Raw genomic sequence first — 20,891 nt, 5'->3', positions numbered from 1 at the left:
GTACGGCGCATTAGGGTGAGGCCATGCCAGCCAGTTACGCGTATCTCGGCCCTGAAGGCACCTTCACCGAAGTCGCCCTGCGGACGCTTCCGGAGGCGGCGACCCGCCAGTTGGTCCCGTACGTGTCCGTGCAGTCCGCGCTGGACGCGGTGCGCGGCGGCGAGGCCGAGGCAGCGTTCGTGCCGATCGAGAACTCGGTGGAGGGCGGCGTCACCACCACCCTCGACGAGCTGGTCGCCGGGCAGCCGCTGATGATCTACCGCGAGGTGCTGCTGTCGATCACCTTCGCGCTGCTGGTCCGCCCCGGCACCAAGCTGTCGGAGATCAAGACGGTCACCGCCCACCCGGTCGCCCAGCCGCAGGTGCGCAACTGGATCAGGACCCACCTCCCCGATGTCGTCTGGGAGTCCGCCGCCTCCAACGCGGACGGCGCCCGGCTGGTCCAGGAGGGCCGGTACGACGCGGCCTTCGCCGGTGAGTTCGCCGCCGAGCGGTACGGACTGGAGGTGCTGGAGGCCGGCATCCACGACGCGGAGAACGCCCAGACCCGGTTCGTGCTGGTGGGCCGGCCCGCCCGGCCGGCCGCGCCGACCGGTGCCGACAAGACCTCCGTCGTGCTGTGGCAGCGCGACGACCACCCCGGCGCGCTGCGTGACCTGCTGGGCGAGTTCGCCACCCGGGGCATCAACCTGATGCTGCTCCAGTCCCGGCCGACCGGCGCGGGCATCGGCAACTACTGCTTCTGCGTCGACGCCGAGGGGCACATCTCCGACCGGCGGATGGCCGAGGCCCTGACGGGGCTGAAGCGGATCTGCCTCCAGGTGCGGTTCCTCGGTTCGTACCCGCGGGCGGGCGTGGAGCCGTCCGCGGTGCGTCCGACGCTGCCGGGGACGTCCGACGAGGAGTTCGTGGCGGCGGCGGACTGGGTCGCGCGGTGCCAGGACGGGCGGTTCTGACCGCCGGGGTGACCGAGACCTACGGGTCCGGTGGGGCTGGTGGGTCCTATGGGCCCGGTGGGTCCTATGGGTCCGGTGAGTCCTATGGCTCCGGCGGATCCGACCGTCGTATCTGCTGATTTTGGTTATCCACAGAAGTTATCCACAGGTCCGCTTCTCGACCTGGGGACAAGTCGACAACGAACCGCCATCCAGTCGACAAATCGGCCCACAGGGCACATCTTCGTCCACAGGTCTCCAGGTCACCCCTCGTCCACCTGTTTCTTGCCCGCCATCCTCCGGAGGGACGCGTTCCCACTCGAAAGTGGGCCCGTGGCGGGTTTGGGAGAAGAATTCTTCGTCCATTGTTCACCCCGGATGTCCGATTCGGAATGATCGTTTCGGCAGTCCACAGATCTTTCGCACAGCCTGTGGATAACTTTCCGCGACTGTGGATTCCTGTGGACGGCGCGCCCCCAAGTCCCCTTCCGCACAAGGGAATCGGGTCAATCCCCCGCCGAATCCTCCACCGTTCCGGCGAATGGGACGAACCGGCTTGACCGGCGCCCGGCAATAGGGAGTCGAACGCCGTCACCTCGCACCGGTAGCCTTGGCCGCGTGATTGACCTTCGCCTGCTCCGTGAGGACCCCGACCGTGTGCGTGCGTCGCAGCGCGCCCGTGGAGAGGACGTCGAGCTCGTCGACTCCCTCCTCGCCGCCGATGAACGGCGCAGGTCGTCCGGCGTCCGCTTCGACGAGCTGCGTTCCGAGCAGAAGGGCCTCGGCAAGCTCATCGGCAAGGCCACCGGCGACGAGAAGGCCGAGCTGCTCAAGCGCGCGAGCCAGCTCGCCGCCGACGTCAAGGCCGCCGACGCCGAGCGCGACGCGGCCGACGCGGAGACCCAGGCCCTGCTCGCCAGGCTCGGCAACCTGGTCCACCCCGACGTCCCCGTGGGCGGCGAGGAGGACTTCGTCACGCTGGAGACGCACGGCACCATCCGCGACTTCGCCGCCGAGGGCTTCGAGCCCCTGGACCACCTGGAGCTGGGCCAGCGGCTCGGCGCCATCGACGTCGAGCGCGGCGCCAAGGTCTCCGGATCGCGCTTCTACTTCCTGACCGGCGTCGGCGCCCTCCTGGAGCTGGCCCTGGTCAACGCGGCGATCGCCCAGGCCACCGCCGCCGGTTTCACGCCGATGCTCACCCCGGCGCTGGTCCGCCCGCAGGCCATGGGCGGCACCGGCTTCCTCGGCCAGGCCGCCCAGGACGTGTACCACCTGGACAAGGACGACCTGTACCTGGTCGGCACCTCCGAGGTCGCGCTGGCCGGCTACCACATGGACGAGATCCTGGACGCCGACCGGCTGCCGCTGCGCTACGCGGGCTTCTCGCCCTGCTTCCGCCGCGAGGCCGGTTCGCACGGCAAGGACACCCGGGGCATCTTCCGCGTCCACCAGTTCGACAAGGTCGAGATGTTCTCCTACGTCCTCCCCGAGGACTCGGCGGCCGAGCACCAGCGCCTGCTGGAGTGGGAGAAGCAGTGGCTGACCTCGCTGGAGCTGCCGTTCCGGGTGATCGACGTGGCCTCCGGTGACCTCGGCTCCTCGGCCGCGCGCAAGTTCGACTGCGAGGCGTGGATCCCGACCCAGGGCAAGTACCGCGAGCTGACCTCGACCTCGGACTGCACCGAGTTCCAGTCGCGCCGCCTGTCGATCCGGGTCCGCGAGGGCAAGCAGGTCCGCCCGCTCGCCACGCTCAACGGCACCCTGTGCGCCGTACCGCGCACGATCGTGGCGATCCTGGAGAACCACCAGCAGGCCGACGGCTCGGTGCGGGTGCCCCAGGTGCTGCGTCCGTACCTGGGCGGGCGGGAGATCCTGGAGCCGGTGGCCAAGTGAGCGACGCCCCCGCCGGCACGGGCTTCCCGTACCGCTTGGTCGCCACCGATCTGGACGGGACGCTGCTGCGCACCGACCACACGGTGTCGCGGCGTACCCGTGACGCGCTCGCCGCGGCCACCGCGGCGGGCGCCGCCCACATCGTGGTCACCGGCCGCGCGGTCCCCTGGACCCGGCACGTCCTGGACGACCTCGGGTACGACGGCCTGGCCGTCTGCGGGCAGGGCGCGCAGGTGTACCACGCCGGGGAGCACCGGCTACTGACCTCGGTCACGCTGGACCGGCAGCTCGCCGGGGTGGCGCTGGCCAAGATCGAGGCGGAGACGGGCCCGCTGTACCTGGCCGCCAGCCGCGACGGGCTGGACGGCGAGGTGCTGGTCGGCCCCGGGTACCAGGTCGGCGCGTCGCTGCCGGCGACTCCGTTCACCGACGCGTCCGACCTGTGGTCCGCGCCGCTGAACAAGATCTACATCCAGCATCCGACGCTGTCGGACGACCAACTGGCCGAGGTGGCCCGGCGGACCGCGGGCGGTTTCGTCACGGTCGTCATGGCCGGGGCCGGCATCGTCGAGCTGCTCCCCCTGGGCCTGTCCAAGGCCACCGGGCTGTCGCTGGCGGCCCGCCGGCTGAAGCTGAAGGCGGCGGACACGATCGCCTTCGGCGACATGCCCAACGACGTCCCGATGTTCGCCTGGGCGGCCCGGGGCGTGGCGATGGCCAACGCCCACGCCGAGCTGAAGGCGGTGGCGGACGAGGTGACGTCCTCGAACGACGAGGACGGGATCGCGGTGGTACTGGAGGAGCTGCTCGGCGACGGCTGAGCGGTCACGCTCACCGCCGGGTCACCGAGCGGCCGTCCGGCCCGGCCCGCGCCGGACGGCTGGACGGCGCAGAGCGCGCACCGGGAGGGGCGGTCCACGCGGGCGGGATGCGCCGCGTGCTCGAAGCGACCGCCCGTCCCGGCGCGCGGACCCGACCAGTGTGCGGACCCCGCCGGGGCGCACGCCACCGATTAAGACGACCGCCACCGGTCGGGCCACCGCCACCGGTCAGGCGACCGCCACCGGTCAGGCCACCGCCACTGATCAAGGCGGCCGTCACCGGCCAAGGCCACCGCCACTGATCAAGGCGACCGTCACCGGCCAAGGCGGCCGCCACCGGTCAACCGGCGGTCCGCGCGCCCCTCACTCCTCCCCGGCGAGAGTGAGGGTGCGCAGCTTCTGGCCCGCGTACCAGGTGGCGGCGACGGTCACCACGACCAGCAGGACCGTCGCGGTGGTCAGGCCCACGTCGGAGGTGACCAGGTCGCCCCCGGCGACCCTCTCGGCGACCGCGAGGGACCACTGCTGGACGCTGAGGGTGCGGGCGCCGGGCACCAGGGAGCCGAACAGCGCCTCCCAGACCAGCGCGTAGACCAGCCCGAACACCACCGCGTGCCGGGAGACCGTGCCGAGCAGCAGGAACAGCGCGGCGTACGCGATGGAGGCGACCAGCGCGGCGACGGTGTAGGCGACGGCGATCTGCTGGCCGTTGCCGTTCAGGATCAGGCCCGCGATCATCGTGGGCACCGCGGAGAAGACCATCGTCACGGCGATCGCGACGATCAGCTTGGTGAAGATGATCGTCGGCCGTTTGATCGGCTTGGAGAGCAGGTACACCACCGAGCCGTCGTCGATCTCCGGGCCGATCGCTCCGGTGCCCGCGATCACACCGATGATCGGCACCATGGTGGCGAGCGCGAAACCGCCGAGGACATCGGTGGCGGTCTGGTCGTCGGCGCCGGTCAGGGCGCGTACCGCCACCGCGATGACGATCAGCAGCAGGGGCAGGGCGCCCAGGATGAGGGCCCGGCGGCGGCCGAGCAGGGCCCGGTAGGTGAGCCGGGCGACTGTGGGGTCGTACATTCTTCGGCCTCCTACGCCGCGACGAGGTACGAGAAGACGGACTCGAGGGACTCGTCCGACGGCGAGACCGTGAGCAGCCGGATGCCGTGGTCGCGGGCGACCCTCGGCAGCAGGGTCGTGAACCGGCCGAAGTCGACGGCCTGGATGAGCAGCGCGTCCTCCGCCGGGTCGACCTCGATGCCGGAGGTCGACGGGTCGGCGATCAGGGCCGCGGCCAGGGCCCGGTCGTCGCTGGAGCGGACCAGGTAGCGGTGCGGCCGGTCGGTCATCAGGCGGCGAATCTTGCGGAAGTCGCCGCTGGCCGCGTGGCGTCCGGCGACCACGACCTCGATGTGCCAGGCGAGCTGCTCGACCTCTTCGAGGATGTGCGAGGAGAACAGGACGGTGCGGCCCTCGTCGCCCATCCGGCGCAGCAGGTCCATGAGCTGCATCCGCTGGCGCGGGTCCATGCCGTTGAACGGCTCGTCCAGCAGCAGGAGCGAGGGGTCGTGCACGAGGGCGCTCGCCATCTTCACGCGCTGGCGCATGCCCTTGGAGTACGTGGCGATCTTGCGGTCCTGCGCGTACTCCATCTCGACGGTGGCCAGGGCCCGCTGAGCGGCCCGGGCGTCGAGGCCGTGCAGTTCGGCGTTGGCGAGGACGAACTCCTTGCCGGTGAGGAAGTCGTACATCGCCTCGCGCTCGGGGACGATGCCGATGTGCCGGTAGATGGCCTCGTTGCGCCAGACCGGCTGTCCGTCGAGGGTGACCGTGCCGGTGGAGGGGGCGAGGAACCCGGCCATCATGTTGATGAGGGTCGACTTGCCGGCGCCGTTGGGGCCGAGGAGGCCGGTGACGCCGGGGCCGATCGTCATGGTGATGTCGTTGACGGCGACCACGTTGCCGAACCAGCGGGAGACGTGGTCGATGCTGAGGGTTGTCACAGGCCCACCTTCTTGTAGCGGCGGATCAGCAGGCCGTAGGAGCCGGCGATCAGGCCGAGGGTGACGAGGACGTAGACCAGCCCCTCGGCGGTCGACGGGCCGGTGCCGCCGGGGAAGCCGGAGGTCGCGCCGAGGAAGGCGGTCTGCACGCCGTCGATGAGGGTGATCGGCGAGAACAGGCCGATCCAGGGGACGGCGCCGGAGCTGTCCTGGACGTCCGCGATGGCCTGGAGGGTGGAGACCGCCCCGTAGGGGATGGTCAGCACGGCGATGACGGCCGCGATGCCGAAGCCGCGGCGCGGGGTGACGGAGGCGACGACCAGGCCGACGCCGGCGAAGAGCAGCGAGAGCAGTGCCACGGAGACGAGTCCCTGAGCGAATCCCTTGGTCTGGTCCGTGAAGTCGAGTTTGGCGAGCAGGGCGCCCACATAGAGGACGAGCAGCGGCACGGCGGTCAGGACGAACAGCGCCGAGGTCAGGGCCGCGTACTTGGCGCGGACGTAGTCGGCGGTCTCGATGGGCCGCGAGAAGTACAGCGGTACGGTCTTGAAGCGCAGGTCGCGGGAGACCGACTGGGGTGCCTGGGAGGCGAGGTACAGGCTGATCACGGCCTGCATCACGACCGCGTACGTCGTGTACCTCAGCGGCAGCTCGTCCGCCTTGGTGGCGACGGCCACCGCGACCATGATGCCCGCGGGCACGCACATCACCGCGAACAGGAGCATCGGCAGCACCTTGGTCTTGGCCGACCGGCCGAGTCCGTAGGCGCCGCGCAGGGACTGCGAGTACAGGGAGCGGCGGGCGTAGGCGCGGCCGAGGCGCGGGCCGTCGTAGCCGCGGTAGCCGATGTTGTGGATGCGGGTCTGGTCGCCCGCCGCGGCGGGTGTGGGCTGCTCAGTTGCCATGGCCGACCGCCTCCTTCCGCTCCGCGTCGCTGTCCTTGAAGACCTCCGAGATGTGGTGCCGGCGCTGCTCCATGCGCACCAGGCCCAGCCCGAGGTCGGTGATCACGTCCCGGACCAGGTCGTACGTCTCCTCGCCGGTCGTGGTGAGCAGCAGCACCCGGCCCGCGCCGGGCAGTCCGCTGCCGTCCTCGACGCTCACCCCGCGCGCGTGGAGCGCGTCGCGCACCGCGCGGGTGCCGTCGGGGTGCTCGTCGGTGTCGGTGACCTCGATGGCGAGGGTCGTGGTGTTCTGGGTGAAGTCCGTGGTGGAACTGGCGCGCAGCAGCTTGCCGCCGTCGATGACGACCACGTGGTCGCAGGTGCGTTCGAGTTCGCCCAGCAGGTGCGAGGTGACCAGGACCGAGATGCCGAAGTCGGTGTGGATGCGGCGGATCAGGCCGAGCATCTCGTCGCGGCCGACCGGGTCGAGGCCGTTGGTGGGCTCGTCCAGGAAGACCAACCGCGGGTCGTGCACCAGGGCCTGCGCGAGCTTCACGCGCTGCTTCATGCCGGTCGAGTAGCCGCCGATGGGGCGGTAGCGCTCCTCGTACAGGCCGACGTGGCGCAGGGTGTCCGCGGTGCGTTCGCGGGCGGCGGTGGGCGGCAGGCCGGACATGCGGGCCATGTGCACGACGAACTCGGTGGCCGAGACGTCGGGCGGCAGGCAGTCGTGCTCCGGCATGTAGCCGACCCGCTCGCGGATGGTGGCGCCCTTGGTGGCGACGTCGAGTCCGAGCACTTCGGCGCGGCCCTCGGTGGCCGGGGAGAGGCCCAGCAGAATCTTGATGAGCGTAGACTTGCCGGCCCCGTTGGCTCCGACGAGACCGGTCACACCCGGTCCGACGTCCACGGTGAGCCGGTCAAGAGCGGTCACCCGGGGGAACCGCTTGCTCAGGCTTTCGGTCGCGATCACAGTCACGTCCCTGACGGTAGTGACGGACGCCACGCCGGTCGTCAACCCGGAGGGCCGTCTTGGCGTCCGACTCCAGTCGTACGGAACCTTAGGGGGGCCGTGCTTGAGGGCTATGTCTCAGGGTCAGGGCGGGGGCGGGGTCCGGGTCGGGGTCGGTCGGGGTCGGTCGGGGTCGGGGTCGGGGTTGAGGCGGGGGTGGGAGTGGGACTCGGATGCGGGTGCGGCTCGGGCTCGGGTGCGGGAGGGGCTCGGGTGCGGATGGGGCTCGGGTGCGGGTGGGATCCGGGTACGGGCGTGGCGTGCTGTTGACGTTGCGTCTAACAACTGGGAGATTCGGCGGCAACGCACGGGTGGCCGGACGGAGGAGACGTGACGGGATTGCGGGACGCGCGCGTGCGCCGCGTGCGGACGGGCGAGGTCGAGCTGTGCGTGGCGGAGCTGGGCGACCCGGGCCGGCCGACCGTGGTCCTCGTCCACGGCTACCCCGACAGCAAGGAGGTCTGGTCGGAGGTGGCCGCCCGCCTCGCCGACCGCTTCCACGTCGTCGCGTACGACGTCCGCGGCCACGGCCGGTCGACCGCGCCGCGACCGCTGCGCGGCGGGTTCACGCTGGAGAAGCTGACGGACGACTTCCTGGCCGTCGCGGACGCGGTGAGCCCGGACCGGCCCGTGCACCTGGTCGGCCACGACTGGGGGTCGGTCCAGTCCTGGGAGTTCGTCACCGTGGCCCGCACCGAGGGCCGGATCGCGTCCTTCACCTCGATGTCCGGCCCGTCCCTGGACCACTTCGGGCACTGGATCGCCCGGCGGGTGCGGCGGCCCACCCCGCGCCGGGTCGGCCAGGTGCTCGGCCAGGGCGCCAAGTCCTGGTACGTCTACCTGCTGCACACGCCGGTACTGCCCGAACTGGCCTGGCACGGACCGCTCGGCCGACGCTGGCCGGGCCTGCTGCGCCGCCTGGAGAACGTGCCGACCGACGACTACCCGACCGGCTCCCTGCCCACCGACGCGGCGCACGGCGCGTGGCTCTACCGCGACAACATCCGGCCCCGGCTGCGCCGCCCCCGCCCGGACGCCCTCGCCCACGCGCCCGTGCAGCTCATCACGCCCCTGGACGACGCGTACCTCTCCGCGCGGCTCTACGACGACCTGGAGCGGTGGGTGCCGGAGCTGACCCGGCGCACCCTGCCCGCCAAGCACTGGCTGCCGCGCACCCGGCCCGACCTGCTCGCCACGTGGATCACCGAGTTCGTCACGGCCGTCGAGGGCGGCCGGCCCGGGGTGACCGCGCGCGGCCGGCACGCCGACCGGTTCGGCGGGCAGCTCGTGCTGGTCACCGGGGCGGGCGGGGGCATCGGCCGGGCCACGGCACTGGCGTTCGCCGAGGCCGGCGCGCGGGTGATCGCCGTCGACCGGGACGGCGGGGCCGCGACCCGCACCGCCGAGCTGGCCCGCACCTCCGGCGCGCCCGCCGCGTGGGCCGAGACCACCGACGTCTCCGACGAGCAGGCCATGGAGAAGCTCGCCGAGAAGGTCACCGCCGAGTACGGCGTGGTCGACGTGCTGGTCAACAACGCCGGGATCGGCCTGTCCGGGTCCTTCTTCGCCACCACGCCGGAGGACTGGAGGAAGGTCCTCGACGTCAATCTGTGGGGCGTCATCCACGGCTGCCGGCTGTTCGGCGGGCGGATGGCCGAGCGCGGACAGGGCGGCCACATCGTCAACATCGCCTCGGCGGCGGCCTACCAGCCCTCCCGCGCGCTGCCCGCGTACAGCACCTCCAAGGCGGCGGTACTGATGCTGAGCGAGTGCCTGCGTGCCGAGCTGGCCGACCGGGGCATCGGGGTGACCGCCGTCTGCCCCGGCCTGGTCGACACCGGCATCACCTCCACCGCGCACTTCGCCGGGGTGGACGCCGAGGAGGAACGGCGGCTGCGGCGGCGCACGGCCCGCCTGTACCGGCTGCGGAACTACCCGCCCGAGAAGGTCGCCCGCGCGATCCTGGAGGCGGTGGTGCGGGACAAGGCCGTGGTACCGGTGACGCCCGAGGCACGCGGGGCGCGGCTCCTTTCGCGCTTCCTGCCCCGGGCCCTGCGGGCGCTCGCACGCGTCGAACCACCGCTGTAGCGGCGCGAGTTCTCCACAGCCGTCCCCAATTCCGCTGTGGATAACTGGATTTGCTGTGGATCAAACCTCGTCCGCGACATCGTTCGCGTGATACGCGTCTCTTCGGCACACCGGCCGGGTGAAGCGGCGGGGCGAGGAGAGGACCGGCGCCCTGGACGGATGCGGCGGTGATCAGCGCGGGCAGGGATGTTTCACGTGAAACCGGGGGCACGGCTTACGCTCGGGACATGAGCCTGCGCCTGAGCACCGTGATCCTCCCCTATCGCCGCTGGCACGAGGGCGGCCGTTCGACCTGGACACGGGCCGAGCAGCTCGGCTTCCACGCCGCGTACACCTACGACCACCTGTCCTGGCGCAGCTTCCGGGACGGCCCGTGGTTCGGAGCGGTGCCCACTCTGACCGCCGCCGCGTCCGTGACCGAGCGGATGCGGCTGGGCACGCTGGTGACCTCGCCGAACTTCCGGCACCCGGTGACGCTGGCGAAGGAGCTGATCTCGCTGGACGACATCTCCGGTGGCCGGATCACGCTGGGCATAGGAGCGGGCGGCACGGGCTTCGACGCCACCGCGCTCGGCCAGGAGCCCTGGACACCGCGTGAGCGGGCCGACCGGTTCGCCGAGTTCCTGGGGCTGCTCGACCGGCTGCTGACCGAGGACGCGGTGTCGTACGAGGGTGACTTCTACTCCGCCCACGAGGCGCGGAACATCCCGGGGTGTGTGCAGCGGCCCCGGCTGCCGTTCGGCGTGGCGGCGACCGGACCGCGCGGGATGCGGCTCGCGGCGCGGTACGGGCAGGCGTGGGTGACGACCGGTGACCCGAAGCTGTTCGAGGACGGGACGCCCGAGCAGTCGGTCCGGGCGCTGCGGGGGCAGGCCGAGAAGCTGGCGGACGCCTGCGCCGCGATCGACCGGAACGTGAACGAACTCGACAAGGTGCTGCTCACCGGCTTCACCCCGGACCGCAACCGGCCGCTGGAGTCGCTGGACGCCTTCGTGGACTTCGCCGGACGCCACCGGGAGCTGGGCTTCACCGAGATCGTCGTCCACTGGCCGATCCCCGGGTCGGACTTCGCGGTGGACGAGAAGATCTTCGAGCGGATCGCCATGGAGGCACCGGCGCAGTTGAGGTGACGGCACGAGCCGGGCGGCGAGCTTCGACGGGACCTCGCGTGCCGGGGACCCGGAGGCCGTGGCCCACGACCCTGGCGGGGCGAGGCGGGGCGGGCCGAGCGAGCCCCCTGCGCCGGTGACCAGGGGAGCCGTGCCTCACATCTGTGCGGACCGCCGCACGGTCGTGCAGGCATATGCGGGACAATGACCGCGTGACCTCAGCGACTCGACAGCCCCAGCCCCCTGCCGCCGCCGCTCGTCCACGCCTCATCGCCACCGATCTGGACGGAACGTTGCTCCGCGACGACAAGTCCGTCTCTCCGCGCACGGTCGCCGCGCTGGCCGCCGCCGAGGCCGCGGGCATCGAGGTCTTCTTCGTCACCGGCCGCCCGGCCCGCTGGATGGACGTGGTCAGCGACCACGTCCACGGCCACGGCCTCGCCATCTGCGGAAACGGCGCCGCCGTGGTCGACCTGCACGGCGGCTCCGGGGCTCACCGGTTCGTGATGGTGCGGGAGCTGGCCCGGGCCAACGCCCTGGACACCGTACGGCTGCTGCGGGAGGCGGCGCCGGGCACGGTGTACGCGGTCGAGCAGACGTACGGCTTCAACCAGGAGCCCGACTACCCGAAGCTGCACACGGAGGTCCCCGACGTCCTGCTGCCCGCCGAGGTACTGCTCGGCCCGGACGGTCCCCTCCCCGACGAGCCGGTGCTGAAGATCCTGGCCTACCACCCCGACATTGACCCCGACGCCTTCCTCACCCTGGCCCGACTGGCCGTGGGCGACCGCGCCAACGTCACCCGGTCCAGCCCCAGCGCCCTGCTGGAGATCAGCGGACCCGGCGTCTCCAAGGCCAGCACGCTCGCCCTGTGCTGTGCCGAGCGCGGCATCTCCCACGAGGAGGTCGTCGCCTTCGGGGACATGCCGAACGACGTGGAGATGCTCACCTGGGCGGGCCGGTCGTACGCCATGGGCAACGCCCACCCGGACGTGATCGCCGCCGCCTCGGGGCGGACGGTCGCCAACAACGACGACGGGGTCGCGGTCGTGATCGAGCGGCTGCTCGCCCAGCGGCCCTGACGCCGCTCACAGGGAGACGCCCCGCCGCGCCAGCCACGGCACCGGGTCCAGCGCCGACCCCGGCTCCGGGGTGACCCGCACCTCGAAGTGCAGGTGCGGCCCGGTGGAGTTGCCGGTGTCGCCCGACTGCCCGACCCACTCCCCGGTACCGACCCGGTCGCCCGGGTCGACGGTGACGGCGGAGAGGTGGGCGTACTGCGTGCAGTAGCCGTCCGGGTGCTGGACGACGACCTGGATGCCGAAGGCCCCGCCGCACGACACCCGCACCACCCGCCCCGCGCCGGCCGACCGCACCGGCGTGCCGACCGGCACCGCGAAGTCCTGGCCGGTGTGCCGGTGCGCCCACCGGGTCCCGCCGCTGCCGAACGACGCGGACAGGTCGTACGTCTCCACCGGCGCGACCCAGGGGCGGCTGAAGCGCGTCTCGGGCCGGTCCGGGCGGACCGCGCCGGGACAGGTGCCGGCCGCTACCGAGGCGGCGGCCTCTCCCTGCAGCCGGGACCGGGCCGCCGCCAGCCGGCGGGCGATGTCCTGCTTCAGGGCGGCCAGTTCGGTGTTGCGCTGCTCCAGGCCCCGCCAGGCCGCCTCGGCCCTCGCCTCGTCGGCGGCGAGCCGGGCCTCGGCCCGCCGGCTCCTGCCGATCGCCCGGTCGACGGCCAGGTCGGCCTGGCGCACCGCGCGCTGACCGCGCATCAGCTCGTCCGGGTCGTCGGCGAGGAGCATCCGTGCGGTGAGCGGCAGTCCGCCGCCGCGGTACTGGGCGCGGGCGATCCGGCCCAGGTCCTCGTTGATGACGGCCGTCTCCTCGCGCTGCCGGTCCAGCAGCCTCTCGTACCGCCGCGCCCTGGCCCGCTGCGCCTCGGCCGCGCGCCGCCCCTCCTCGTACCGCCGGGTCGCCGCGGCGGCGTCCTCGTACAGCCGGATCACCTCGGCACCGGCACCGGACCCGGCGCCCGTGTCGGTGGCGTCGGTGGGGCGGGCCCCGAGCGCGGCGAACGCGCACAGCAGCGCCGGGACGAGCAGCGGATGGCGGCGGGATGAGCGCATGGCAGCGATCGTGGCCCGCGCGGGGCCCCCGGGTCATGTCCAGTCGCCCGGCCGGGGGACCGGTTGCTGCACACGGGTCAGCCCCGGCCGCGCGGGCCTCAGTACGGCGCTTCCCAGACGACGGTCGTGCCGGCGCCGTCCGGTCCGATGCCGGGGCCGGTCCAACTGGCTCCGCCGAGGGACTCGGCGCGGCGCTCCAGGTTGCGCAGTCCGCTGCGCCGGCCGCCCGCGCGCAGGCCCACGCCGTCGTCGGCGACGGTCAGCCGGACGCCCGGACGGCCGTCCGGCAGGGTGACGGTCGCGTCGACGACGACCTCGATCCGGGAGGCGCCGGCGTGCCGGAAGGCGTTGGAGAGCGCCTCGCGCAGGGCGGCGATCAGGTTCTTGCCGGTGGTCTCGCCGACCGCGCTGTCGACCGGCCCGACCCAGCGGTGCGCGGGCGTGAAGCCGAGCGGTACGGCGGCCATGGCGATCTCGCGCCGGACGCGGGTGCGCAGCCCCGAGGGTTCCTCGGCGGGCTGCCGGAGCGCGAAGACCGCCGAGCGGATCTCCTGGATGGTGACGTCGAGTCCGTCCACGGCCCGGCCGACCCCGTCGCCCACCTCGGCGACGGCCGCCTCGCGCTGGGCGTCCTCCAGCAGCATCCCCGTGGCGAACAGCCGCTGGATGACCAGGTCGTGCAGGTCGCGGGCGATGCGGTCGCGGTCCTCCAGCACCGCGAGCCGTTCCCGGTCGCGCTGCGCCTCGGCCACCATCAGCGCGAGGGCGGCCTGCGCGGCGAACCCGTCGGCGAGATCGCGCTCCGCCCGCGTGAACGGGCGTTCCCCGCGGGCGCGGGCCATGACGAGGCCCCCGAGGACGCGTCCGTCGCTGCACAGCGGCAGCAGCAGGACGGGGCCGTAGGCGCGGGCGAGGCCGTCGGCCAGGCGGGGGTCGGTGGCCGCGTCGTCCACCCGCACGGACCGTCCGGCGAGCAGTTCGGTGGCGATGCCGCTGCTCGGCGGGACGACCGTGCCCAGTGTCTCCGGGGGCCTCGGCGCGGACACGGCCGCGATCTCCAGGCCGCCGCCGTCCACCGGCAGCAGGACGACCCCGGCGGCCGCGCCGGAGAGCCGGCGGGCCTGCTCGGCGACCACCTGGAGGGCGTCGTCGGTGTCGTCGCCGGACAGCAGGGCCGTGGTGACGGCGACCGACCCGTCGATCCAGCGCTCCCGCTGCCGGGCGGCCTCGTACAGCCGGGCGTTGCCGATGGCGATGCCCGCCTCGGCGGCCAGGACCCGGGCCAGGACGAGGTCCTCCTCGTCGAACGGTTCGCCGCCGCGCTTGTCGCCCAGGCAGAGGGTGCCGAGGACCTCGCCCCGCACCCGGATCGGGACGCCGAGGGAGCCCGGCGCCGACGGGTGCTCCGCCGGACCGGTCCGGTGGTCATCCCTCTCGTCAGTCCCATGGCGGAGGATGTCGGTCCCGTGCTGACCTTGGCCGGTCCCGTGCCGGCCGTGGCCGGTCCCGTGCTGACCTTGGCCGGTCCCGTGCCGGCCGAAGTCGGCCGGGCCCTCCCCGTCCTCGGCGGCGACCCCGATGGCCGCGTACCGGGCGCCGGTCAGGGCCGCCGCCGTCTCGCGGATCCGGTCCAGCGCCGTGCGCGGGTCCGGCCCGCTGCCGACGCACCGCATCACCTCCAGCAGCCTCGGCACCCGTTCCCGCGACTCTGCGGAGGGCCCCGGCCGGGACGGCGGAGGGCCGGGAGACGGCTCGGCGGTCATGATCTGAGCCTAATAAGGTCGATTTGCGGGGGAAAGTCGGACCGTGGGTGAGCGGATCGCCCCGCACGCCGCGGTGGCGGCCGGTCCGCCTACCCGGCCGTCACCAGCAGGTCCGACGCCGTCTCCCGTTCGGCCATCGTCCGCAGCGGACCCGGTACGGCGGTCAGTTCCGCGTACGTCCCCCGCTGCACGGCCCGCCCCCGGTCCAGGACGATCACCTCGTCGACGTCCCGGAGTCCGGCGAGCCGGTGCGTGATCAGCAGGGTCGTGCGGCCCTCGGTGGCGGCGAGCAGGTCGGCGGTGAGGGCGTCGGCGGTCGGCAGGTCGAGGTGCTCGGCGGGCTCGTCGAGGACCAGCACGGGGAAGTCGGCGAGCAGCGCCCGGGCCAGCGCCAGCCGCTGCCGCTGGCCGCCCGACAGCCGTGCCCCGTGCTCCCCGACCTGGGTGTCGAGACCGTCGGGCAGGCTGTCGGCCCAGTCCAGCAGCCGGGCCCGCGCGAGCGCGTCGCGCAGGTCCGCCTCGGTGGCGTCCTTCCTGGCCAGCAGCAGGTTCTCGCGCACCGAGCTGTCGAAGAGGTGCGCGTCCTGGGCGCACAGCCCGACCAGCTTCCGTACCTCGTCGCCGTCCAGGGCGCTCGCGTCGACCCCGGCCAGCGTGTACGAACCGGCGTCGGCGTCCAGGAACCGCAGCAGCACCTGCGCCAGGGTCGTCTTGCCCGACCCGGACGGCCCGACCACGGCGATCCGGCGCCCCCGCGTCAGCGTCAGGTCCAGGCCGGCGAGGGCCTCCCGGTCCTGCCCGGGGTGGCGGGCGGCGAGGCCCCGGACGACGAGCGGGAAGGGCGTCGCGGGCGCCGGCCGGGGAGTCTCCGGCTCCCGTACGGGCTCCGGCGCGTCAAGCACCTCGTACACGCGCTCGGCGCTGCGCCGCACCCGCTGCCGGTACTGCGCGGCGAGCGGCAGGCCGAGTACGGCCTCGAAGGCGGCCAGCGGGGTGAGGGCGACCACCGCCATGGCCACGCCGCCGAGCCGGCCGTCGGCGACCGCCTGGACTCCGGCGAGGGAGGCGGCGGCGACGGTCAGCCCGGAGATCAGTGCGGTGAGGCCGTCGCCGAGCGCGGTGGCGGTGGCGGCCCGGGCGGCGATCCTGGTCAGCGCCCCGTCGGCGCGGCGGGTCTCGGCGGCCCGCGCGGGCAGCGCCCCGGCGACGGTCAGTTCGGCGGTGCCGGTGAGCAGGTCGGTGACCCGGGTGGCGAGCAGCCCGCGGGCGGGGGCCAGCCTGCGCTCGGCCCGCCGCGCGACGGCGCCGGTGAGCAGCGGGACGCCCACACCGGCGGCCAGCAGTCCGGCGGCGAGCACGGCACCGGCCTCCGGCAGCAGCCAGGCGGTGAAGCCGACGGACGCGGCCGAGACGACCACGGCGGCCCCGGCGGGCAGCAGCCAGCGCAGCCAGTAGTCCTGGAGCGCGTCGACGTCGGTGACCAGCCGGGTCAGCAGATCGCCGCGGCGGCCGCGGCGCAGCCCGGCGGGCGCCAGTCGCTCCAGTCGCCGGTAGACGGCGACCCGGGTGTCGGCCAGCATCCGCAGGACGGCGTCGTGCGACACCAGCCGCTCGGCGTAGCGGAACACGGCCCGGCCGATTCCGAAGGCCCGCGTCGCCGTCACCGCCACCATCAGGTACAGCACCGGCGGCTGCTGCGAGGCCCGCGAGATCAGCCACCCGGAGGTGGCCATCAGGCCGACGGCGCTGCCGAGCGCGAGACTGCCGAGCAGCAACGCGAGGGCGAGCCGGCCGCGCCGGGCAGCGGACAGGGCACGGACCCGGCCCAGCGGCCCGCCCTCCGCACGGGCGCCGGGGGCGGGCCGGCCGGAGGCGGCCGGAGCCGGATCCTCGACGGGTGCGGCGGCCGGCGTGGCGGTCCCGGCCCGTGTCCGCGCGGGCGCGGCCGGCTCCGCCAGTCGCACGACCCGGTCGGCCACCTCCAGCAGCGCCGGGCGGTGCACCACCAGCAGGACCGTCCGGCCGCGCGCCAGTTGCCGTACCGCCGCCACGATCTCGGCCTCGGTCGCCCCGTCGAGGGCGGCCGTCGGCTCGTCCAGCAGCAGCACCGGCCGGTCCGCGAGGAACGCCCGGGCCAGCGCCAGCCGCTGCCGCTGCCCGGCGGACAGCCCGGCCCCGTCCTCGCCGAGTACCGTCTCCAGGCCCTGGGGCAGCTCCTCGACGAAGGCCAGCGCCCCGGCGTCCCGCAGCGCCTGGCGTACGGCGGCGTCGTCGGCGTCGGGCCGGGCCAGCCGTACGTTCTCGGCGATGGTCGCGGCATACAGGTGCGGGCGTTGCGGCACCCAGGCCACCTGGGCGTGCCAGCGCGCCAGGTCGAGGCCGGTGAGCTCGGCTCCCCCGATGCGCACCCGTCCCTCCGCCGGGCGGACGAAGCCGAGCAGCACGTCGAGGAGCGTGGACTTGCCCGCCCCGCTCGGGCCGACCAGCGCGACCGTCTCCCCGGGCTCGACGGTGAAGCTGACGTCCGACACCGCGTCGGCCGAGCGGCCGGGGTAGCGGACGGTCACCCCTTCGAAGGAAAGGGCACCGCTCGGGGGCACCGGACGGCTGCCGCGCTCCGGTTCCGGGGTCTCCAGCACCGCGAAGACGTCCTCGGCCGCCGCCAGGCCCTCGGCCGCCGCGTGGTACTGCGTCCCGACCTGCCGCAGCGGCAGATACGCCTCGGGCGCGAGCACCAGCACGACCAGACCGTCGTACAGGGCCATGTCGCCGTGGACGAGGCGCATGCCGATCGTCACGGCGACCAGTGCCACCGAGAGCGTGGCGAGCAGTTCCAGGGCGAAGGACGACAAGAAGGCGATCCGCAGCGTCCGCATGGTCGCCTGCCGGTACTCGCCGGTGATCCGCCTGATGGACTCGGCCTGCGCCTTGGCCCGGCCGAACACCTTCAGCGTCGGCAGGCCCGCGACCACGTCGAGGAAGTGACCGGACAGTTGGGACAGCAGCCGCCACTGCCGGTCCATCCGGGACTGGGTGACCCAGCCGATCAGCACCATGAAGACCGGGATGAGCGGCAGGGTGACGACGATGATGGCCGCCGACACCCAGTCCTCGGTGACGATCCGGACCAGCACGGCCACGGGGACGACCACCGCGAGGCCCAACTGCGGCAGATAGCGCGAGAAGTAGTCGTCCAGGGCGTCGATCCCCCGGGTGGCCAGGGCGACCAGGGAGCCGGTGCGCTGTCCGCCGAGCCAGCCGGGGCCGAGGGCGGTCGCCCGCTCCAGCAGCCTTCCGCGCAGCTCCGACTTGACCGCCGCGCTCGCCCGGTGCGCGGCCAGCTCGGTGAGCCAGCCGACCAGTCCCCGGCCGCAGGCGACGGCCGCCAGCAGCAGCAGGGGAGTGCGGAGTCCGGCCGCCGTCATACCGTGCTGAAAGGCGCCGACCACGATCTCGGCGATGAGCATCGCCTGGGCGATGACCAGTCCCGCGCCGACGGCGCCGAGACCGACGACGGCGATCAGAAAGAGCCGGGTGGTGCGGGCGTACCGCAGGAGACGTGGATCGATGGGTTTCACGTGAAACATGCCCTCTCGTCCCGGAGGTGCGTTTCACGTGAAACCGTGTGCCGGACCCGCCGTACGACGGCGTCCGTGAAACGCACCCTGACCGGACTCAATGCGTGGCTTCGGCGAGGTGCTGGGTACCGATGCGCTTGCGGAACACCCAGTACGTCCAGCCCTGGTAGACCAGGACGACCGGCGTGCCGATGGCCGCGAGCCAGGTCATGATCTTCAGGGTGTACGCGCCGGACGAGGCGTTGGTGACGGTGAGGCTCCAGTCCGCGTTCAGCGTGGACGGCATGACGTTCGGGAAGAGCGTCAGGAAGAGCATCGCCACGGCGGCCACGATGGTGACGCCGGACAGCGCGAACGACCAGCCCTCCCGTCCGGCCTGGTTGGCCACCAGAGCGACGACCAGCGCCGCGACGGCCACCACCAGCGCCACCAGGCTCTTGCCGTCCCCGCTGTTCGCCTGCGTCCACAGCAGGAAGACCAGCGCCAGCACCGCGGTGAGCAGTCCGACCCGCAGGGCCAGCCTCCGCGCCCGCTCCCGGATCTCGCCGACCGTCTTCAGGGCGGTGAACACCGTCCCGTGGAAGGTGAACAGCGTCAGCGTCACCAGGCCGCCGAGCAGCGCGTACGGGTTGAGCAGGTCCCAGACGCTGCCGACGTACTCCAGGTCCCGGTCGATCTTCACGCCCCGGACGATGTTGCCGAAGGCCACGCCCCAGAGGAACGCGGGGATCAGCGAGGTCCAGAAGATCGCGTTCTCCCAGTTGCGCTGCCAGCGCTCCTCGGGCCGCTTCACCCGGTACTCGAAGGCCACGCCCCGGACGATCAGGCAGAGCAGGATGACCAGCAGGGGCAGGTAGAAGCCGGAGAAGAGGGTGGCGTACCACTCGGGGAAGGCGGCGAAGGTGGCCCCGCCGGCCGTGAGCAGCCAGACCTCGTTGCCGTCCCAGACCGGCCCGATGGTGTTGATCAGCACCCGCTTCTCGGGCCGGTCCCGGGCCAGCAGCTTGGTCAAGACGCCGACTCCGAAGTCGAAGCCCTCCAGGAAGAAGTAACCGGTCCACAGGACGGCGATCAGGACGAACCAGACGTCGTGCAGTTCCATGACTGTGCAGCTCCCTTACGCCTAGTACGAGAAGGCCATCGGCTTGTCGGCGTCCCGGGCGTCGCCGCCGATCTTCGTGGGCGGGTTGAGGTCGGCCTCGGTCAGCTCGGGCGGACCGGCCTTGACGTACTTGGCGAGCAGCTTGACCTCGATGACGGCCAGCACGGCGTAGAGCAGGGTGAAGGCGGTCATCGAGATGACGACCTCGGCCGTGGAGACCCCGGGGGAGACCGCGTCGCGGGTCTGGAAGAGGCCGTAGACGACCCACGGCTGGCGGCCCATCTCGGTGAAGATCCAGCCCCAGGAGTTGGCGATCAGCGGGAAGGCCATCGTCCACAGGGCCAGCAGCCAGTACAGCCTGGTGAGCCTCGATCCGAGCGGCTTCTTCAGCAGGACCAGGTGCGGCACCTCGTCCTCGCCGGTCCGCCAGGCGGCCGGCAGCAGAAACTTCTTCCTGGTCAGCCACAGCCCCAGAAGACCGAGCGAGAAGGACGCCATGCCGAAGCCGATCATCCACCGGAAGCCCCAGTAGGCGACGGGCACGATGGGCTTGTAGTCGCCCGGCCCGAACTTCTGCTGCTCGGCCTTGTTGGTGTCGTTGATGCCGGGCACGTACGAGTCGAAGTCGCTGTGGGCGAGGAAGGACAGCAGGCCGGGTATCTCCAGGGCGACCTTGTTGTGCCCCTCGTCGACGTCCCCGTAGGCGAAGACGGAGAAGGGCGCCGGCTGCTCGCCGTCCCACAGCGCCTCGGCGGCGGCCATCTTCATCGGCTGCTGCTCGTACATGACCTTGCCGAGGGTGTCGCCGCTGATCGCGGTGAGCATGCCGCCGACCGCCAGGGTCACCAGGCCCAGCCGGAGCGAGGTGCGCATCACGGGGATGTGCTTCTTGCGCAGCAGGTGGAAGGCGGCGATGCCCACCATGAAGGCGCCACCGGTCAGGAAGGCCGCGGAGAAGCTGTGGAAGACCTGGTTGACCGCGGTGTTCTGGGTGAGGACCGCCCAGAAGTCGGTCAGCTCGGCGCGGCCCTTCGCCTCGTTGATCTTGTAGCCGACGGGGTGCTGCATCCAGGAGTTGGCCGCGAGGATGAAGTACGCCGACAGCAGGGTGCCGATGGAGACCATCCAGATGCAGGCCAGGTGGATCCTCTTCGGCAGCTTGTCCCAGCCGAAGATCCACAGGCCGATGAAGGTCGACTCGAAGAAGAAGGCGATCAGCGCCTCGAAGGCGAGCGGGGCACCGAAGACATCACCGACGAAGCGGGAGTAGTCCGACCAGTTCATGCCGAACTGGAACTCCTGCACGATGCCGGTGACCACACCCATGGCGATGTTGATCAGGAAGAGCTTGCCCCAGAACCTGGTGGCCTGGAGGTACTTCTCCTTGCCCGTGCGCACCCAGGCGGTCTCCAGGCCGGCCGTCAGGGCGGCCAGCGAAATCGTCAGGGGGACGAACAGGAAGTGGTAGACGGTGGTGATGCCGAACTGCCAGCGCGCCAGCGTCTCTGGCGCCAGAGCCATGTCCACGTCGTCGATCTCCTTACATCGCCGTGGTCAGCGGCATTTTG

Annotated in this window: 15 protein-coding genes; 6 read left to right on the top strand and 9 right to left on the bottom strand. The window is 72.6% G+C overall.

Translation table 11 applies throughout. From position 1 onward, the window contains the following. The first annotated feature begins 23 nt into the window (after positions 1-23). From pheA to IE316_RS06545, 3 genes are all read left to right on the top strand, one after another. On the top strand, positions 24-956 hold the full coding sequence (pheA, locus tag IE316_RS06555; protein WP_190203159.1) for a prephenate dehydratase: 933 nt from the start codon (positions 24-26) through the stop codon (positions 954-956). A gap of 597 nt (positions 957-1,553) precedes the next feature. Continuing rightward, positions 1,554-2,831, top strand: a complete 1,278-nt coding sequence (gene serS / locus IE316_RS06550; RefSeq protein ID WP_190203158.1) for a serine--tRNA ligase — start codon at positions 1,554-1,556, stop codon at positions 2,829-2,831. Next, the gene (locus IE316_RS06545) at positions 2,828-3,652 is read left to right on the top strand and encodes an HAD family hydrolase (RefSeq protein WP_190203157.1); all 825 of its coding nucleotides are present in this window, start codon (positions 2,828-2,830) and stop codon (positions 3,650-3,652) included. Before serS ends, IE316_RS06545 begins: the two co-directional genes overlap by 4 nt. 363 nt (positions 3,653-4,015) lie before the next feature. On the opposite strand, the gene IE316_RS06540 is transcribed toward IE316_RS06545, so the two are convergent. Genes IE316_RS06540 through IE316_RS06525 form a run of 4 tightly spaced genes read right to left on the bottom strand, consistent with a single transcriptional unit; the run spans position 4,016 to position 7,515 of the window. Beyond that, positions 4,016-4,735, bottom strand: a complete 720-nt coding sequence (locus IE316_RS06540; RefSeq protein WP_190203156.1) for an ABC transporter permease subunit — start codon at positions 4,733-4,735, stop codon at positions 4,016-4,018. A gap of 11 nt (positions 4,736-4,746) precedes the next feature. After that, positions 4,747-5,658, bottom strand: coding sequence for an ABC transporter ATP-binding protein (locus IE316_RS06535; protein ID WP_190203155.1), 912 nt, complete (start codon positions 5,656-5,658; stop codon positions 4,747-4,749). After that, positions 5,655-6,563 carry an ABC transporter permease gene (locus IE316_RS06530; RefSeq protein ID WP_190203154.1) on the bottom strand — a complete coding sequence of 303 codons (909 nt, stop codon included), beginning with the start codon at positions 6,561-6,563 and terminating at the stop codon, positions 5,655-5,657. Before IE316_RS06530 ends, IE316_RS06535 begins: the two co-directional genes overlap by 4 nt. After that, positions 6,553-7,515, bottom strand: coding sequence for an ABC transporter ATP-binding protein (locus IE316_RS06525; RefSeq protein WP_190203306.1), 963 nt, complete (start codon positions 7,513-7,515; stop codon positions 6,553-6,555). Before IE316_RS06525 ends, IE316_RS06530 begins: the two co-directional genes overlap by 11 nt. Before the next feature lie 369 nt (positions 7,516-7,884). On the opposite strand from IE316_RS06525, the gene IE316_RS06520 reads away from it, so the two are divergent. From IE316_RS06520 to IE316_RS06510, 3 genes are all read left to right on the top strand, one after another. Next, complete coding sequence (locus IE316_RS06520) at positions 7,885-9,642, top strand: SDR family oxidoreductase (RefSeq protein WP_190203153.1); 1,758 nt, start codon at positions 7,885-7,887, stop codon at positions 9,640-9,642. A gap of 227 nt (positions 9,643-9,869) precedes the next feature. Next, the gene (locus IE316_RS06515) at positions 9,870-10,772 is read left to right on the top strand and encodes an LLM class flavin-dependent oxidoreductase (RefSeq protein WP_190203152.1); all 903 of its coding nucleotides are present in this window, start codon (positions 9,870-9,872) and stop codon (positions 10,770-10,772) included. Positions 10,773-10,945: 173 nt separating this feature from the next. After that, the gene (locus IE316_RS06510; protein WP_190203151.1) at positions 10,946-11,833 is read left to right on the top strand and encodes a Cof-type HAD-IIB family hydrolase; all 888 of its coding nucleotides are present in this window, start codon (positions 10,946-10,948) and stop codon (positions 11,831-11,833) included. Between the two features lie 6 nt (positions 11,834-11,839). Here IE316_RS06510 and IE316_RS06505 read toward each other — a convergent pair whose 3' ends face one another. The 5 genes from IE316_RS06505 to IE316_RS06485 form a co-directional block, all read right to left on the bottom strand. Then, on the bottom strand, positions 11,840-12,880 hold the full coding sequence (locus IE316_RS06505) for a M23 family metallopeptidase (RefSeq protein ID WP_190203150.1): 1,041 nt from the start codon (positions 12,878-12,880) through the stop codon (positions 11,840-11,842). A 98-nt stretch (positions 12,881-12,978) separates the two neighbouring features. Further along, positions 12,979-14,643 (bottom strand): sensor histidine kinase, encoded by a 1,665-nt coding sequence (locus IE316_RS06500; RefSeq protein WP_190203149.1) that lies wholly within the window; start codon positions 14,641-14,643, stop codon positions 12,979-12,981. 89 nt (positions 14,644-14,732) lie between these two features. Beyond that, entirely contained in the window at positions 14,733-18,221 is a 3,489-nt protein-coding gene (gene cydD, locus IE316_RS06495; protein WP_190203305.1) for a thiol reductant ABC exporter subunit CydD, read from the bottom strand. Between the two features lie 97 nt (positions 18,222-18,318). Continuing rightward, positions 18,319-19,323: a cytochrome d ubiquinol oxidase subunit II gene (cydB, locus tag IE316_RS06490; RefSeq protein ID WP_190203148.1), complete on the bottom strand. Its 1,005-nt coding sequence runs from the start codon at positions 19,321-19,323 to the stop codon at positions 18,319-18,321. Between the two features lie 21 nt (positions 19,324-19,344). Then, positions 19,345-20,850 carry a cytochrome ubiquinol oxidase subunit I gene (locus IE316_RS06485; protein WP_190203147.1) on the bottom strand — a complete coding sequence of 502 codons (1,506 nt, stop codon included), beginning with the start codon at positions 20,848-20,850 and terminating at the stop codon, positions 19,345-19,347. Between the last annotated feature and the right edge of the window lie 41 nt (positions 20,851-20,891).

The sequence above is a fragment of the Streptomyces fumanus genome, assembly GCF_014655295.1.
GTDB classification, from domain to species: domain Bacteria; phylum Actinomycetota; class Actinomycetes; order Streptomycetales; family Streptomycetaceae; genus Streptomyces; species Streptomyces fumanus.
The sequence above is the reverse complement of the archived record's forward strand: the minus strand, read 5'-3'. Positions and strand labels throughout refer to the sequence as shown.

Excerpts from the sequence above, each read along its gene's own strand:
- pheA (WP_190203159.1), top strand. The coding sequence starts at position 24 with ATGCCAGCCAGTTACGCGTATCTCGGCCCTGAAGGCACCTTCACCGAA.
- IE316_RS06540 (WP_190203156.1), bottom strand. The coding sequence starts at position 4,735 with ATGTACGACCCCACAGTCGCCCGGCTCACCTACCGGGCCCTGCTCGGC.
- IE316_RS06530 (WP_190203154.1), bottom strand. The coding sequence starts at position 6,563 with ATGGCAACTGAGCAGCCCACACCCGCCGCGGCGGGCGACCAGACCCGC.
- IE316_RS06515 (WP_190203152.1), top strand. The coding sequence starts at position 9,870 with ATGAGCCTGCGCCTGAGCACCGTGATCCTCCCCTATCGCCGCTGGCAC.
- IE316_RS06510 (WP_190203151.1), top strand. The coding sequence starts at position 10,946 with ATGCGGGACAATGACCGCGTGACCTCAGCGACTCGACAGCCCCAGCCC.
- IE316_RS06505 (WP_190203150.1), bottom strand. The coding sequence starts at position 12,880 with ATGCGCTCATCCCGCCGCCATCCGCTGCTCGTCCCGGCGCTGCTGTGC.
- IE316_RS06500 (WP_190203149.1), bottom strand. The coding sequence starts at position 14,643 with ATGACCGCCGAGCCGTCTCCCGGCCCTCCGCCGTCCCGGCCGGGGCCC.
- cydB (WP_190203148.1), bottom strand. The coding sequence starts at position 19,323 with ATGGAACTGCACGACGTCTGGTTCGTCCTGATCGCCGTCCTGTGGACC.